At 64.6% G+C, this 13,832-nt stretch carries 20 protein-coding genes; 11 read left to right on the top strand and 9 right to left on the bottom strand.

Annotated elements, in window-relative coordinates; genetic code table 11:
* Positions 1-209 precede the first annotated feature (209 nt).
* Entirely contained in the window at positions 210-422 is a 213-nt protein-coding gene (locus tag U5817_RS12530; protein WP_407280959.1) for a LysR substrate-binding domain-containing protein, read from the top strand.
* A gap of 55 nt (positions 423-477) precedes the next feature.
* On the opposite strand, the gene U5817_RS12525 is transcribed toward U5817_RS12530, so the two are convergent.
* The 3 genes from U5817_RS12525 to U5817_RS12515 all read right to left on the bottom strand — a co-directional run bounded on the left by U5817_RS12525 (position 478) and on the right by U5817_RS12515 (position 1,770).
* Positions 478-777, bottom strand: a complete 300-nt coding sequence (locus U5817_RS12525; RefSeq protein ID WP_407280957.1) for a hypothetical protein — start codon at positions 775-777, stop codon at positions 478-480.
* A gap of 76 nt (positions 778-853) precedes the next feature.
* The gene (locus U5817_RS12520) at positions 854-1,312 is read right to left on the bottom strand and encodes a PAS domain S-box protein (RefSeq protein ID WP_407280955.1); all 459 of its coding nucleotides are present in this window, start codon (positions 1,310-1,312) and stop codon (positions 854-856) included.
* Positions 1,309-1,770, bottom strand: coding sequence for an RrF2 family transcriptional regulator (locus tag U5817_RS12515; RefSeq protein WP_407280954.1), 462 nt, complete (start codon positions 1,768-1,770; stop codon positions 1,309-1,311). Before U5817_RS12515 ends, U5817_RS12520 begins: the two co-directional genes overlap by 4 nt.
* A gap of 121 nt (positions 1,771-1,891) precedes the next feature.
* Here U5817_RS12515 and U5817_RS12510 point away from each other — a divergent pair, with 121 nt between their 5' ends.
* The 9 genes from U5817_RS12510 (at position 1,892) to U5817_RS12470 (ending at position 8,731) form a co-directional block, all read left to right on the top strand.
* Complete coding sequence (locus U5817_RS12510; protein ID WP_407280952.1) at positions 1,892-3,517, top strand: cbb3-type cytochrome c oxidase subunit I; 1,626 nt, start codon at positions 1,892-1,894, stop codon at positions 3,515-3,517.
* Positions 3,518-3,520: 3 nt separating this feature from the next.
* Positions 3,521-4,126 (top strand): cbb3-type cytochrome c oxidase subunit II, encoded by a 606-nt coding sequence (locus U5817_RS12505; RefSeq protein ID WP_407280951.1) that lies wholly within the window; start codon positions 3,521-3,523, stop codon positions 4,124-4,126.
* A 21-nt stretch (positions 4,127-4,147) separates the two neighbouring features.
* A complete protein-coding gene (locus U5817_RS12500; protein ID WP_407280950.1) occupies positions 4,148-4,735 on the top strand; it encodes a c-type cytochrome in 588 nt (195 codons plus the stop codon).
* Positions 4,736-4,756: 21 nt separating this feature from the next.
* A complete protein-coding gene (locus U5817_RS12495) occupies positions 4,757-5,383 on the top strand; it encodes an SCO family protein (protein WP_407280949.1) in 627 nt (208 codons plus the stop codon).
* 95 nt (positions 5,384-5,478) lie between these two features.
* A complete protein-coding gene (locus U5817_RS12490) occupies positions 5,479-5,970 on the top strand; it encodes a hypothetical protein (protein ID WP_407280948.1) in 492 nt (163 codons plus the stop codon).
* Positions 5,971-6,522: 552 nt separating this feature from the next.
* On the top strand, positions 6,523-6,876 hold the full coding sequence (gene sdhC / locus U5817_RS12485; protein WP_407280947.1) for a succinate dehydrogenase, cytochrome b556 subunit: 354 nt from the start codon (positions 6,523-6,525) through the stop codon (positions 6,874-6,876).
* Entirely contained in the window at positions 6,873-7,217 is a 345-nt protein-coding gene (gene sdhD, locus U5817_RS12480; RefSeq protein ID WP_407280946.1) for a succinate dehydrogenase, hydrophobic membrane anchor protein, read from the top strand. The genes sdhC and sdhD overlap by 4 nt, the downstream gene beginning before the upstream one ends.
* A gap of 20 nt (positions 7,218-7,237) precedes the next feature.
* The gene (locus U5817_RS12475) at positions 7,238-7,933 is read left to right on the top strand and encodes a succinate dehydrogenase iron-sulfur subunit (protein WP_191659520.1); all 696 of its coding nucleotides are present in this window, start codon (positions 7,238-7,240) and stop codon (positions 7,931-7,933) included.
* A gap of 33 nt (positions 7,934-7,966) precedes the next feature.
* Positions 7,967-8,731: a Crp/Fnr family transcriptional regulator gene (locus tag U5817_RS12470; RefSeq protein ID WP_232429001.1), complete on the top strand. Its 765-nt coding sequence runs from the start codon at positions 7,967-7,969 to the stop codon at positions 8,729-8,731.
* 29 nt (positions 8,732-8,760) lie between these two features.
* On the opposite strand, the gene fdxA is transcribed toward U5817_RS12470, so the two are convergent.
* Positions 8,761-9,084 carry a ferredoxin FdxA gene (fdxA, locus tag U5817_RS12465; protein WP_018991727.1) on the bottom strand — a complete coding sequence of 108 codons (324 nt, stop codon included), beginning with the start codon at positions 9,082-9,084 and terminating at the stop codon, positions 8,761-8,763.
* 198 nt (positions 9,085-9,282) lie between these two features.
* On the opposite strand from fdxA, the gene U5817_RS12460 reads away from it, so the two are divergent.
* Entirely contained in the window at positions 9,283-9,864 is a 582-nt protein-coding gene (locus tag U5817_RS12460; RefSeq protein ID WP_407280943.1) for a hemerythrin domain-containing protein, read from the top strand.
* A 129-nt stretch (positions 9,865-9,993) separates the two neighbouring features.
* Here the strand turns inward: U5817_RS12460 and U5817_RS12455 are convergent, their stop codons facing one another.
* Genes U5817_RS12455 through U5817_RS12435 form a run of 5 tightly spaced genes read right to left on the bottom strand, consistent with a single transcriptional unit; the run spans position 9,994 to position 13,725 of the window.
* Positions 9,994-11,196, bottom strand: coding sequence for a hypothetical protein (locus tag U5817_RS12455; protein WP_407280941.1), 1,203 nt, complete (start codon positions 11,194-11,196; stop codon positions 9,994-9,996).
* Between the two features lie 46 nt (positions 11,197-11,242).
* A complete protein-coding gene (locus U5817_RS12450; protein ID WP_407280940.1) occupies positions 11,243-12,007 on the bottom strand; it encodes a metallophosphoesterase family protein in 765 nt (254 codons plus the stop codon).
* A gap of 7 nt (positions 12,008-12,014) precedes the next feature.
* Complete coding sequence (locus U5817_RS12445) at positions 12,015-12,410, bottom strand: cytochrome c family protein (protein WP_191659524.1); 396 nt, start codon at positions 12,408-12,410, stop codon at positions 12,015-12,017.
* Positions 12,407-12,994 (bottom strand): ferritin-like domain-containing protein, encoded by a 588-nt coding sequence (locus U5817_RS12440; RefSeq protein WP_191659525.1) that lies wholly within the window; start codon positions 12,992-12,994, stop codon positions 12,407-12,409. The genes U5817_RS12445 and U5817_RS12440 overlap by 4 nt, the downstream gene beginning before the upstream one ends.
* Positions 12,991-13,725, bottom strand: coding sequence for an RNA polymerase sigma factor (locus tag U5817_RS12435; protein ID WP_191659526.1), 735 nt, complete (start codon positions 13,723-13,725; stop codon positions 12,991-12,993). The genes U5817_RS12440 and U5817_RS12435 overlap by 4 nt, the downstream gene beginning before the upstream one ends.
* Between the last annotated feature and the right edge of the window lie 107 nt (positions 13,726-13,832).

Below are 13,832 nucleotides of genomic sequence, written 5' to 3'. Positions count from 1 at the left end.
CGCTAGCTTGGTAATGTCAACTTGTCGATGACTGCGTGTAAGCCTAGTGCTTGGAGTACGGGTTCAATCTGTGTTGATTCGATCAAATGTATTGGTAATCCGTGACACCGCCGCGATTATCGCCCGCGGTTGCGCCGATTAAGGTGTTCCAGTGCGGTATGGATGTCCCACGCTGTCCCGGGGGGGTGGGGTTGAGGTTGGGGTTGGCGTTGGCGCTGCTGCCGACCTTCATCGTCGGGAAGGAGCTCCAGGCGGGGCGGCTCGTCGAAGTCCTGCCCGGTTACGTGCCGGTCGAGCATTTTCTCCATGCAGTCCATCTACCCGACCGGCATCTGCCGCTGAAGGTCCGCGCTTTCGTTGATTTTCTGGGCGCCCGATTCGGCTCCGAGCCTTACTGGGACCGGCAGGAAGGTGCTGCGTAGCAGGTCTGGCACGCCGCGCGACAGCTCGACGACCGCCGGCCGACCTTTTCCCCCTTCAAGTCATCCCGCCGACCATAATATCGGCAAGGCGCTGTGGAGAACCGACTGCAACGCCCAGTCCGGACAGGGTTGGCCTGCCGCAGGGATACGCCCCCACTCGCGCGGCGAGATCGGCCAGTTCGGGGGGAAAGTACAGCACTAGCTCGCAGTGCAGGCGCCCAAGGTTCTCATGCCGCATCAGCACCGCCGTCGTGGGGCTCCGGTTGCCTTGCAGCTCGAATAGCGCACACACGTGGTCCAGCTCGTCGCCGGCCAGCATCGCGTCGCCCAGATTTGCCATGAACCATTGATCCATTCGATGTTTCTTGCCTTGCTGAGGGCACAGCGCCGATTCGCCCCCGGCCGAGGCGGCGCCGTCCAACATGCCCTTGTCACTCGGGCGCCTGAGTTCCTGTGGCGGATTGTTGTTCTTCCAACTGCCTTATGCGCTGCTGAAGCCTTCTTTCGTCGTCCCGCCGTTGCGTCGCGTCCCGCGCGACGGCAACCGAACCCAGAACCTCTCCGTGTTCGTCACTCACCAGCGCGAAGCTCATTTCCACGTAAATCGTCGCACCGGCCGCGTTGACCGAGCGGGTGATCACGGCGCGGCCGCCGAGGCGCGTCTGACCAGTTGCAACCGCGCGATGAAAACCTTCCCAGTGCGCCGCGCGCAGCCGATCCGGAATGATCAGGTCAAGGCTCTGGCCGATCACCTGGGCTCGCGAGAAGCCGAACAACGCTTCGGCTGCTGCATTCCAGATGCGGATGTTTCCGTCGCGGTCGGCAAAGATGACCGCGTCCGCAGCCTGCTCGACGAGCCGGCGGGGAATGTCGATGGCGTCCGTGCTCACGTGCGCTTCTCCAGCAAGCGGGGTTCGGGTAGGGGGATGTAGGGCGCGATCTCCGCGGCATTGCCTAGGATGTCGGCCAATGTCAGGCCGTCGAGGACCTTGAAAAAGGCCTCGAGCGCCTCGCGAAAGCCTGCCTGCAGCCGGCACACCGGCGAGAGCACGCAGCGGTTGTTCGCACGGCTGAAGCATTCGACGAGCGCGAAATCCTGCTCCGACGCGCGCACCACCGCACCAATGCTGATGTCTTCAGGGGCTTTCCGCAGAACCACACCGCCACTGCGGCCCCGGACGGTCTCGACCAGGCCGTCCTGGCCAAGACGGTGGATGATCTTCATCAAATGATTCTTGGATATGTCGTAGCTGTCGGCGATCTGCTGAATCGTCACCAGCTCGCCGCGGTGCAGGCCGAGGAAGATCAGCGTTCGCAGGGTGTAGTCGGTGTATTCGGTGAGCTTCATCCGGACGACTCGCAGTTAAAGATGTAGCAACGATATTGCTTTCACGGGGAAGTCGCAATAACATGTATTCGCACCATATCATTTTGCCAGAATACTTCTACTCTCTCGGCCCCAGTTCGTCATGGACATTCCTTCGCTGTTGCTATCGTCGTTCATCATTGCGGTAACCGGGCTCTTCTTTTTTATCTGGTCCCTGCGCAAGGGCCTGCTGGACCCGGACCCGGCCGCCGCAAAAGAAATTTTTTCGCGCGGCGAGATCGGACGGGTCGAAGAGCCTGCAGTGGCGGGCGCCACACAGCGTGACCTGCAGCGAACGATGGCCGTCGTGGCCGGCGAACCGGACGCGAAGGAGTTGCAGGCGCGCATCGCCGCTGATGCTTCGTCGGCGCGCCCGGCCTTCGTGCTGCTCGGCTTCGCCGTGTTCTGGCTGCTGGTGGCGTCGCTCGCGGGTCTCACCAGCTCGATCAAGCTGCACGAGCCCGACTGGCTGACGCAGTATGCGTGGCTGAGCTTCGGGCGCATCCGCACGATCCATCTCAATGCGGTCGCTTACGGCTGGGCGCCGATGGCGGCGCTCGGGATCGCGTTGTGGATGCTGCCGCGCCTGCTCAAGACCACGTTCGAGGGCGCACGCGTTGCGATCGGCGGCGCCGTCCTGTGGAACATCGGGCTGGCGATCGGCATCGGCTGCATCGCCGCGGGCATCACCGACGGCATGGAGTGGCTGGAAATACCCGGGCAGGTGGGTGTCCTGTTCGCGTTCGGCGGGGCAATGATCGGACTGCCGCTCGTATTCACCTTGCGCAGGCGCAAGGTCGAGCACCTCTATGTGTCGGTCTGGTACATGGGGGCCGCGCTCTTCTGGTTCCCCGTCCTGTACATCGTCGCCAAACTGCCGAACCTGCACTTCGGCGTCGAGCAGGCGACGATGAACTGGTGGTTCGGCCACAACGTGCTCGGGCTCTTCTATACGCCGCTGTCGCTCGCTGCCGTCTATTACTTCCTGCCCAAGGTCATCGGCCGGCCAATCCAGTCCTACAACCTGTCGCTGATCGGCTTCTGGTGCCTCGCGTTCTTCTACGGCCAGGTGGGTGGCCACCACCTCGTCGGCGGCCCCGTGCCGGAATGGCTGATCACGCTGTCGATCGTGCAGAGCATCATGATGATCGTGCCGGTCGTGGCGTTCTCGCTCAACCAGCACCTGACGATGAGGGGGCATTTCGCCGCCCTGCGCCATTCACCGACGCTGCGCTTCGTGGTGCTGGGCGGAATGATGTACACGCTGAGCTCGATCCAGGGCTCGTTCGAAGCCCTGCGTAGCGTCAATACCGTCACCCACTTCACCCACTTCACCGTCGCGCACGCCCACCTCGGGCTGTACGGCTTCGTCACGCTGGTGATGTTCGGCGCGATCTACTTCGCGATGCCGCGCATCGTGTCGCGGGAATGGCCCTATCCGACGCTGATCGGGGTGCATTTCTGGCTGGTCACGATCGGCTTCGCGATCTACTTCGTATCGCTCACTACCGCAGGCGTGTTGCAGGGCCTGAACATGGTCGACGCCAGCAAGCCGTTCATGGACTCGGTGCGCGTCACGCTGCCCTGGCTGGCGGGGCGCTCGGTCGGCGGCGCGCTGATGACGCTCGGCCATCTCGCCTTCGCCGGTCATTTCCTGCTGATGGCGCTGGGGCGCGGTCCCCGGCGTAGCGGCGCCGCCCTTCTACGTCCTCTTGCTCCGACCGCCTGAACCATGGAAAACGAAGTCAAGCTGATTTCCGGCGCAATGGTGACCTTGGCCATCGCGACCGCCTCACTGGTCGTGCTGCCCTACCTGCAATTGCGCCACGAGCCACCGACGCCGGGCCTGAAGCCCTATACCGATGCGCAGCTGCGCGGCCGGCAGGTGTACATCCGGGAAGGGTGTGTCTACTGCCACTCGCAGCAGCCGCGCGATCCCTCCCAGGCGCCGGACGACAAGCGCGGCTGGGGCCGGCCCTCCGTCGCCGGTGACTACTACTACGACAGCCCGCATCTCCTCGGCACGATGCGCACTGGACCGGACCTGTTCAACATCGGTGCACGCCAGCCGAGCGCTGACTGGCAACTCGGCCACCTCTACCAACCGCGCGCCTACACACCCGACAGCATCATGCCCGCCTACCCGTACCTGTTCGAGGTCAGGAAGCAGGCCGAACCGGGGGATAAGGTGGTCGCCTTGCCGCCGCGGTTCGCCCCGGCGGGCGGCGTGGTCGTGGCTACGCAGGCGGCGCAGGATCTCGTGAGCTATCTCCTCGCCCTCGACCGGACCTTCCCCGTGCTGGCGCCACTCGCCGACGCCAGTCCGGCCTCTAACTGACCCGCAGCCGCACCGTCCGAAATGCCCGACACATCCCGCAACGATCACGCCCAGCGCCGCGAGAACCGCGATCCGAACGAATCCTTCAACCCCGTGCCCCGCCTGATGCTCGGACTGATCGCAGTGCTGCTCGCATGGGCGCTCTACTACATCTACGCCGCACGGCCCGCGACCCTTCCCGCGCTCGGAGATCGCCGCAGCGCCGAAGTGCTCGCAGCCATACCCGCCAGGGCCGTGGATGGCGAGCAGATCTTCGGCGCCAACTGTGCCGCGTGCCATCAGGCGGCAGGCACCGGCATTCCGCAGGTGTTCCCGCCACTTGCCGGTTCGGCCTGGGTCAATGGCAGCGAACAGGTCCTGATTCAGATCCTGCTGCACGGGGTCAACGGCAGTATCGAAGTCGCGGGCAACACCTTCAACGGCGAGATGCCGGCCTTCGGCGACAAGCTGGGCGACGCCGAGATTGCCGCGGTCGCAAGCTACATCCGCAACCAGTGGGGCAACCAGGCCGGGGCGGTGACGGCCGAAGCGGTCCAGGCGCAGCGCACGCGCACCGCTGGCCGCAGCACACCGTGGAACGGGGGCGCCGAACTGGCGACGCTGAAGTAGGGGAGGGAGCTGTCAGACGCCATGCGGACGGTCATCACGTGCATGCTCATGCTGGTGCTGGGCGTGGCGGCATTCTCGCAGGTCAGCGCCGGCTTCCGGGTTGTCACCAGCGAGGCCGCACGCCGCCTCGCCGTGCGCGAACAGCCGCCGCTGATGCCGGACGTCGGCCTCGTCGACGCCCGCTCGACGGGGGACTCGCTGCGCGCCGATCTGGCCGCGGATGGCCGCATCGCCCTCGTCGACTTCATCTACACGCGTTGCGAGTCGGTGTGCCGCGTGCTCGGCAATGAATTCCAGCAACTGCAGCAGGCAATCCTCGAGCAGGGGCTACAGGAGCGTGTGCGCCTGATCAGCATCAGCTTCGATCCGACGCACGACACCCCGGACGCACTGGCACGCTATGCCAGACAGATGCAGGCCGACTCCGCCGTGTGGCGCATGGCGACGGTAGCCGAGGCGCGGGAACTGCGTCGACTGCTCGATGCCTTCGGGGTCGTCGTCGTGCCGGACGGCATGGGCGGCTTCGTGCATAACGCGGCGATCCATACGCTGGGGGCGGACGGCCGATTGACCCGCATCGACGATCTCGGTGCCATCGGGAGCGCGCTTCGCGCAGCCGCGGCGCGCTCCGGCGGACGGGCGCAATGAATCCGCGACAGCGTGCGCTCATCGGACTGACGCTTGTTGCAGCAGGCACTGCGCCATGGTTGCGCTCGTGGCTTGAGGCGGACATGGCGCGTCACATGCTCCTGCAGTTTCCGCTGCTGGTCCTTGCCGGCACGGTGCTCGCTTCGTCCTTGCCGCCGCGGGTGCGCGCTGCTTGCGCGACGATCAACGCTCACGGCCTTGCGGGCCTGTTGCTGTGCCTGTTGGTATCGGGTTTCTGGATGATTCCGCGCGCCCTCGATCAGGCCCTGCTGTCGCCGCAAATGGAGCTCGCCAAGTTCGCCACACTGCTCGCCGCCGGGGGCGCACTGCAACTGTCGTGGCGTGGCGCGGGGACGATGATCCAGACCTTTTTCATCGGTAACTGGGCCTGGATGACGGCGGTGGCCGGGCTCCTCTACCAGGACGTTTCGGCTCGTCTGTGCAATGCCTATCTACTCGATGAACAGGTTGTCGCGGGAAGGGGGTTGGTGGTGCTGGCGGTCATCATGCCGACCGTATTGGTTGGCTTGCTCATGATGCGGGGAGGTCTTGCAGCGAATCCGGATGCTCCGATGACTGCGGACTGACGTGCTCACCGCAAGCAGGAAAGTCGCCGACCGGCGGCAAGCCCATCGGCGCGAGGCCGGCTACGGACAGCAGCGAAATCAGGCCCGACACCGAGAACGGCAAAGCTTCCGCAGTGCCCCAGGCAGAGCGGGGCGGTCCGCGAATACACGCAGCCCGCGTGACAGGGCCGCGATCACCTGTGCGGGGCCGATGTGCCGCGGTTGCGGGCGACTGCCTGTCATTGAGCCGGATCTCCATGAACGGAAATCGATGAATACATCCTAGTCCGAATTCATCGCCTGCGGCGAAGCGCTCGGCAATTCGGGGGCTGGATTTTAAGATGTATTTAATTTGACGCTTTTGCGGCTCCCGCTATATTGAAACGGACGGCGCTCATCCGCGCGCAGCTCTGCCATGTCCATCGAGCCGGCGCGGCGGCATCGAGGCGCAGCGCGACGGGGTAGGGTCTATTGAGGTGTTCCGGATCGCCGCGGAGATATTTGTCGTCTCTTGGCATTGAATCGGCCTGGGAGGCCAACATGCGAGCACGCTCGGCTAGTGCGCCGAAATTTATGAATCTGTCGCAGATCCGCTTCCCAGTCGGTGCGATCGCATCGATCGGACACCGGGTTTCGGGCGTACTGCTCCTGGTGAGCCTGCCGCTTCTCGCGCTCGCCCTCGACCGCTCGCTTCGCAGTGAGTCGGAGTTCGAGGCTCTGCGCGACCTGGTATCCGAGCCCTGGCGGGCACTGCTCCTCGTCATTCTCGTTTGGGCCGCCGCGCATCACGTACTCGCCGGTGTGCGCCACCTGTTGATGGATATCGGCGTCGGGAGCCGTCTCTCACCGGCACGCACCAGCGCCTGGGCTGCGATCGTCGCGGCGGGGATCATTGCAGTTGCGGCCGCGGTGAGGTGGCTGTCGTGAGGCTCTTTCTCGGGCAACGGGCCTGGGTACTGCAGCGCGTGACGGCGCTGGTGCTGCTGATCCTGCTTGCTCTGGGGGCTGCGACGCTGCTGACGGGGCCGTCGCGCAGCTATGAAAGCTGGCACGCGCTGGCGACGAGCACGCATGGCGCAGTACTGATCGTCGTGTTCTTCGCCGCGCTGTGCCTGCACGGCTGGATCGGCGTGCGTGACATCGTCCTCGACTACATCCACGCGCCGGCGCTGCGGCTGCCCTTGCTTGCGCTGATCGCGGTGATCCTGTTTGCGATTTTCATTCGCGTCGTGCTGACGATGGCGGCGCACTTTGCCGGCGGTGCTTAAGAGTGGCGGAGGAGAGAACAGTGCGAGTCAGCATCTACCGCTTCAATCCCGAAACCGACGCGAAGCCGCGCATGCAGGATTACGACGTCGCGCCCGAGGCGGGCGACAAGAAGCTGCTCGACGTGCTGATGCGGCTCAAGACGATGGACGACAGCCTTTCGTTCCGCCGTTCCTGTCGCGAAGGCGTGTGCGGATCGGATGCGATGAACATCAACGGCCGCAACGGACTGGCGTGCCTCACGTCGCTGCCGGGCCTGAAGGAGCCGGTCGTGTTGCGGCCGTTGCCGGGTTTCCCCGTGATCCGCGACCTCATCGTCGACATGACGCAATTCTTCGCGCATTACCACTCGATCAAGCCCTACCTCATCAATAACGAGGTCCCTCCCGAGCGCGAACGCCTGCAGTCGCCCGCGGAGCGCGAGAAGTTGAACGGACTGTACGAATGCATCCTGTGCGCGTGCTGCAGCGCCTTCTGTCCCTCCTTCTGGTGGAATCCGGACAAGTTCATCGGTCCGGCGGGCCTGCTACAGGCGTACCGCTTCATCGCCGACTCGCGTGACACGGCGACCGCGGCGCGGCTCGCCTACCTGGACGACGTGTATCGCCTGTATCGCTGCCGCACGATCATGAACTGCACCGAGGTTTGCCCCAAGGGGCTGAGCCCGTCACATGCGATCGAACGCATCCGGCTCGCGCTCGTGCGTGAGTCTTCGTAGTGGGTGCGCCTACCAGGTAGCCACGGGTACGTCATGGGTCATTCGCCTCCATTGTCGATGTTGCATCCGGCCAGCCCCTCGGTCGAAGGGCGGTGGAGCGTTGTTGCCGACGCGCCGGCCAGGCGGCTCGGCGCGCACGAACTGTTCTCGAGACTGGACTGCGGGGATCTCGCCCGCCTGACTCGGGGCGCGCGACTTCGCCGCCTGGATCCTGGGGAAGCGCTGTGGTTTACCGGCGAGCGCGCAAGCCACTTTGCGGTGATCGAATCGGGCATTGTCCAGATCCGGCAAATGACGCCGACCGGCGAAGGCATTGTCGTCGGCCTGTTCCGCCCGGGCGAGGCGATCGGGCTTGCCGCAGCGCTCGAGCACGAGGTCTTCCCGGCGGACGCCATCGCGATCGGCGGACCGGTCGACGTCCTGTCTATCCGCGCAGAAGCGCTGTATGAATCCCTGGAAAGCTCCGTCGCCGTCGCGCTGGCGGTGAACCGTGCGCTGCTGCGGCACACCGCCGCGCTGCGCGCGAAGATCGATATCGTCAGCGCCGGTTCGGTGCCGCGCCGGCTCGCAGCGCTGATGCGTTATCTGATCGAGCGATTCGGCCGGCCGACCGATGCGGGTACGGTCGTCGTTGACGTGCACCTCGGCCGCGATGAAATCGGCCAGCTCGTGAGCGCGCGGGTCGAGACCGTGATCCGCATCCTGAGCCGGTGGCAGAAGGCCGGCTGGCTTGCCGCACGGCCCGGCGGGATCGAGATTGTACGTGCGGACATGCTGCAGCGGATCGTCGCCCCCTGAGCCGGGTGGCTGCGCGACGGCCGTCGCGGTCAGCGTTCGAGCAGCTTGAGCTTGTCCTTCACCGTCGCCCACAGCCCGGCATCCGGTGGAGCCGGCTTGACCTCGACGATAGGTATCCACACCTTCGCCAGTTCCTCGTTGAGCGGGATGAATTGTCGCTGGTCAGCCGGCACGTCGTCCTCGGAGAAGATCGCGTCGACGGGGCATTCAGCCACGCAAAGCGTGCAGTCGATGCATTCCCGTGGGTCGATCACGAGGAAATTGGGGCCTTCGCGGAAGGCGTCGACGGGACAGACATCGACGCAATCGGTGTGTTTGCACTTGATGCAGGCTTCGGTGACTACGTATGTCATGGCTCATCTCTCTTCGGGTGTGCGGTTCGGTCCGCAGTGCGAGAGGAATTTAGGCCATGCGTGCCGGCCCCTGAATGACAAAAATCAGTTCCAGCGCCTGGGGGACTCCCTAGGATGAAGTCGCGCAGAAAAGACCGGTGCCGGCAGCCGCGGCATGCGGGATGTCGGTATCGCCCCTAACGAACGCTGGAGATCGTCATGTCCGGACACACGCAGAAATGGCAAGCCGAGCACGCCAATTACCACAAGCTGCTCGATCTGCTCCAATCCCAGACGGAACTCTTCGTCCACGGCGAGCAGCCGGATTACGAGCTCATGTCGGACATCGTGTACTACATGACGCAGTATCCCGACCGCTTCCATCATCCGCGCGAGGACGTCGCATTCCGGCAATTGCTTGCCCGCGAGCCGACGATGGAAAGCTTTGTCTCGGAACTCGCTGGCCAGCATCGGCGGATTTCGGAGAGCGGCGTAATCCTTGCTGCGGACCTCAACGCAGCCGCCGCCGGAGCGATGATGTCGCGTGCGACGCTCGAAGCCGATGTCCGAAAATACGTTGCCTTCCTGAAAGATCACATGAACATCGAGGAGCGCGAGATATTCCCGCGCCTCGCCGAGTTGTTGGCGGAGACTGACTGGTTCCTCGTCGATTCCGCAATCCACTTCGCCGCCGATCCGATCTTCGGCGACAGCGTCCAGGAGCGCTTCAGGACGATCCACCGCCAGATCGCGAACCAGGCCGGTTGCGGTTGCAAGGAACCGGCCGAGCGGGTGTGCTGAGTGGAATGAGGCTGCGTCCGTCGGCCCAGACGTCCCCCGCCCGGGCTCATGGTGCAAGTAGGGGCGCAACTCGGCGCCCCCAGAACTGGCATGTCATATCATCGGAGGCATCCGGCCGGCATTCGCGGCTCATAGCGACTTGAGGAATTCGACGAGATCGAATTTTTCCGCGGGGCTCAAACCCAGGGCGAAGTGGGCATCGTAGTGATTGACGACGTCTAGCAGGGTCGCCGCGCTGCCGTCGTGAAAATACGGCGGATGCTGCCAAAGGCCTCGCAAGGGGGTCGTCCGGTACTTCTGCGTGGCGCTGCGCTGCGCGTAGACAGGCTCCATTCCCGTCGCCGCCGGCTGATGCAGTAAGGGGGTGTCGGCGTTCGGGCCGTTTTGCACATCAGTGTAGGTGGGCGAGATGTGGCACGTGCCGCAGCGGGCCGCCCCATCGAATAGGGCCTGGCCTCGTTGGGCCGCCGTCGGGTTCACCGCGTCCGCTGGCGGCGGCGGGACCGGAAGACTCAGCTGGTAGGCGAGGAGGGCTGGCAGTTTCGGCGCTACGAGGTCCGGCGTCTGAACGATGTTGATGCCCAGACGGGGGTCGGAAAAACTTCCGTGCCCGCCCATCTGCGTGACCGCGACATAATTGTTCCAATAGGAAATCTTCCCGTCGCCGGTGAAGGTCTCAAAAGGCACGTCCCGCAGCCCATATACCGGCGGAATGACGACCGGCCGGTTGATGCCGTCGATATTGAAGCGCGGGTCGTAGCGGCCGGGCCCCCAGGAGTTGTATGCCGCTTTCTGCGACTCCGTGAGTGCGGGCGAAAGTGCGATGATCGCCCCTGGATTGAGATCGAGATTCGGCCAGCCGTCGAGGCGCTCCCCGATACCCGGGGCGACCGAATTGTTTACCGTCGAATGGCAGATCGCGCAGGTGGTGCCGAGCGACGTGAGTCGCCCATCTTCGACCTTTCCCACGAGACCGACCACGGCGTTGCGCCGGATCAACTCGACGGTGGTTGCCGGATCGTCGAGGTTGTTCTTGGTCAGGAAATTCGGCGGAAGGGCCGTCGCATCCACCTTCAGACCAACCGAAAGAGCGGTTCGCGGGCTGACGGACGACTGGATGATCTCGTGGAGGCGCAGCGTGTCGGTCCATAGGGCCTCGTCGCCAAAGGTGTCGAAACGGAAGATGAACTGTCCGGAGTGCTTGTTTCCCCCCGGCTGTCCGGCCGAAACCGCCGGGAGGCTGGATAGAGCCACTGCAATCATGACAACCGAGAGGGCGGTGAAGATTGTGAGAGTTTTCTTGATGCGGATGTGTGCGATGCGTTGCAGCATGATCGTTCTCCGGTAGAAGTTCGGACGACTTCGTCGCCCTTGGAGTTCAGCCCACCTGTACCGTCAAAGCGGGCTCGAAATGCCGGTTTTCAGGTGTGCCATCGAGCACATAGCCGCGTGGATTGGCCACCACGCGCGTGCCGCCAAGCCGGTAGTCGAAGCTGTCGTGGGTGTGGCCGTGTATCCACAGCACTGCGCCGCTGCCCGCGACCAGCGCTTCGAGGTCGGAGACGAAGCAGGCGTTGAGCGGCGACCCGGCGAAGCGCGGCGCGATGCTCTCAGGCGACGGAGCAAAATGGGTCACCACCACGGTGATACCTTCGAACGGTTGCGCGAGCCGCGCTTCGAGCCAACCTGCATGCCGTTCGAAAAGGGCTGCGCAGTGATGCGGCGTGAAGAGCTCTTTCTGGCCTTCGTCTATGGTGATACGGCTGAAATCGCGGCTGAAGCGGACAGCGTCGTTCATCGCCTGCTCGCGGGCCGCCTCGTCTCCTGCAATACGGAAATCCGTCCACAGTGCTGCGCCGAGAATGCGCACATTGCCGATGCGCTTTTCGGCACAGTCGAGCACCGTCACCATGCTGTCGCGACTGAGTTCGCGTAGCAGTCGGTTCGTCGTGGGGATGCTCGAGCCGTAATACTCGTGGTTGCCCGGCACATAGATAGCCGGTCTCCCCAGCGCCCTGGCCCACTGGAGCGCTTCTCGCGGACGGTGGATATCTCCCGCCAGGATCAACAGCTCCGCGCCGGTGTCAGGAATCTCACAGGGTGCTAGTCCGAGGTGAAGATCCGAGACGATCTGGAGTTTCATATATGCCTCACGGCGGACATTCGATGGGCGACGCGCTTGCCTGTCGCAGCCACGCGATCAGGTCCGCCCGTTCCTGCCGATCGGCAATGCCTGCATAGCCCATGGCCGTGCCCGGCATCATGCCGGTCGGGTTGGCGAGAAAACGGTCCAGCGTATTCGCGTCCCAGACGACATCGGCTTGTGCCATGGCCGGCGAATAGCGGAAGCCCGGCACGCCGCCGGCACGGCGTCCGAACAGGCCGCAATGTTTCGGCCCGGTACGGTCGTAGCCGAGTGCGTGGCAGGCCTGGCAGCGGGCGTAGATGGCCTCGCCGCGGACCGGATCGCCCGGCGCGATGGCGCTGGCGGGCAGCGAGACCAATGCCGCCAGCACCAGCACGGCGGTGGCGGCGCGATGTTTCATGACATGAAGGCCGTGGGCACCGGGTCCTGGCCCAGCGCTTGGCGCAGGATGGCCCAGTGCATGGCCTCGTCGCCCAGGATGCTGGCCGCAGCGCTCGCCAGTTCGCGTCCGCGGAACAGCGGTACTGCGCCCAGGTAGGCGCTCACCGCGCCGCGCTCGAGCCCGGCCGCGAAGCCCAGCACATCATTCTGGGTCTTGAGCCCGTCGGTGGGAAACTGGTAATGCTCGCGCGCTTCAACCGGTGTGCCGCCCAGTTTGCGGATTGTCTTCGCGAGGACCGCGGCATGCTCCTTGTGGTGCCCCTGGAACTGCACCGCCAGATCCAGGACGGGTTTCTGCAGCAGGCCGCTGCCGGCGCCCATTGCATAGGCAGCGATGGCCTCCAGTTCGGCGCCGAGCGCGGTGTTGAGAATGCGCACGTCCGTCTCCAGATCGTCATGCTTGCTGCCCTGGCCGGCGGCCAGCGCCGGACGTCCTGCCATCAGGGCGACCGCCGCGGCGGACAGCGTCGCGCCCGTGCCGGCCAGGAAGCGGCGCCGGCCTAGGTCTTGGAGTGCGAAAAAGGGATTGATGCGGACAATCATGATGAACTCCTCGGGGTGGTGGGTGAAAGCCGAGTGCCGGGACCAGAAACGGCTACGGTCGGAAGCCCAAGGCGGGCGCAAACTCGCGACACGATGCGGTCGCAGCGCTGGCCGTCGAACGCGAAGACGTTCTCCAGCAGCGGACCGAGGCGCTGCCCCAGGGACTCGCGCAGGCGGGCCCTGGCGCGCAACAGGCGGACCTTGGTATTCGCCTCGGATATTCCCAGCGAGGCGGCGGTCTCTTCGACGCTCAAGCCCTCCACGGCACGCAGGATGAAGACGCTGCGGTATGCCTCGGGCAAGTCGTCGATCGAGTGTTCGATAAGGCGCCGCAGGTCATTGCGCATCGCGAGGGTCTCGGGCGTTTCCGGTACGCCCTCCACGCCGATTTCGATGACAGCTTCGCCCTCGGCTTGCGCGTCGGACGCGTTGTGGAACCGCTGCCTGCGCTCGAGGGCCTGGTTGACGATGATCCGCGTCAGCCAGGTCGATAGACGTGCATCGCCCCGGAAGCCGGCCATCGCGCGATGGGCCTTGATGTAGCCTTCCTGCAGGGCATCCTCGGCCTCGGCATCGTCTCGCAGGATGCTGCGTGCAACCCTGAACAGGCGACGATTGTGTTGGCGCATCAACCGTTCGAAGGCCCCCGCCTCGCCGGTCACGATGCTGTGTGCAAGCGCAGCGTCTGAAACCGGCACGCGGACTTCTGCTGCTTCGCCGGATATGCTCATGACTGTCTCCTGTTGTTGCCCATTGGATGGGAACCGCGGGGGAAAGGTTACAGTCGGTGAGAAACCAGGTCTGGCTTGACTGGACAGCCGGTCGGAAGGGCGGCGTG

This window comes from Aromatoleum evansii, from assembly GCF_045689615.1.
Taxonomy (GTDB): Bacteria; Pseudomonadota; Gammaproteobacteria; order Burkholderiales; family Rhodocyclaceae; genus Aromatoleum; species Aromatoleum evansii.
The sequence above is the reverse complement of the archived record's forward strand: the minus strand, read 5'-3'. Positions and strand labels throughout refer to the sequence as shown.

What these genes read in the sequence shown, in the direction of transcription:
- U5817_RS12460 (WP_407280943.1), top strand. Translation starts at nt 9,283, where the DNA reads ATGTCCGGACACACGCAGAAATGGCAAGCCGAGCACGCCAATTACCAC.
- U5817_RS12510 (WP_407280952.1), top strand. Translation starts at nt 1,892, where the DNA reads ATGGACATTCCTTCGCTGTTGCTATCGTCGTTCATCATTGCGGTAACC.
- U5817_RS12445 (WP_191659524.1), bottom strand. Translation starts at nt 12,410, where the DNA reads ATGAAACATCGCGCCGCCACCGCCGTGCTGGTGCTGGCGGCATTGGTC.
- U5817_RS12495 (WP_407280949.1), top strand. Translation starts at nt 4,757, where the DNA reads ATGCGGACGGTCATCACGTGCATGCTCATGCTGGTGCTGGGCGTGGCG.
- U5817_RS12450 (WP_407280940.1), bottom strand. Translation starts at nt 12,007, where the DNA reads ATGAAACTCCAGATCGTCTCGGATCTTCACCTCGGACTAGCACCCTGT.
- U5817_RS12515 (WP_407280954.1), bottom strand. Translation starts at nt 1,770, where the DNA reads ATGAAGCTCACCGAATACACCGACTACACCCTGCGAACGCTGATCTTC.
- fdxA (WP_018991727.1), bottom strand. Translation starts at nt 9,084, where the DNA reads ATGACATACGTAGTCACCGAAGCCTGCATCAAGTGCAAACACACCGAT.
- U5817_RS12470 (WP_232429001.1), top strand. Translation starts at nt 7,967, where the DNA reads ATGGGTCATTCGCCTCCATTGTCGATGTTGCATCCGGCCAGCCCCTCG.
- sdhC (WP_407280947.1), top strand. Translation starts at nt 6,523, where the DNA reads ATGAATCTGTCGCAGATCCGCTTCCCAGTCGGTGCGATCGCATCGATC.
- U5817_RS12505 (WP_407280951.1), top strand. Translation starts at nt 3,521, where the DNA reads ATGGAAAACGAAGTCAAGCTGATTTCCGGCGCAATGGTGACCTTGGCC.
- U5817_RS12525 (WP_407280957.1), bottom strand. Translation starts at nt 777, where the DNA reads ATGGATCAATGGTTCATGGCAAATCTGGGCGACGCGATGCTGGCCGGC.
- U5817_RS12435 (WP_191659526.1), bottom strand. Translation starts at nt 13,725, where the DNA reads ATGAGCATATCCGGCGAAGCAGCAGAAGTCCGCGTGCCGGTTTCAGAC.
- U5817_RS12440 (WP_191659525.1), bottom strand. Translation starts at nt 12,994, where the DNA reads ATGATTGTCCGCATCAATCCCTTTTTCGCACTCCAAGACCTAGGCCGG.
- U5817_RS12490 (WP_407280948.1), top strand. Translation starts at nt 5,479, where the DNA reads ATGCTCCTGCAGTTTCCGCTGCTGGTCCTTGCCGGCACGGTGCTCGCT.
- U5817_RS12500 (WP_407280950.1), top strand. Translation starts at nt 4,148, where the DNA reads ATGCCCGACACATCCCGCAACGATCACGCCCAGCGCCGCGAGAACCGC.
- U5817_RS12455 (WP_407280941.1), bottom strand. Translation starts at nt 11,196, where the DNA reads ATGCTGCAACGCATCGCACACATCCGCATCAAGAAAACTCTCACAATC.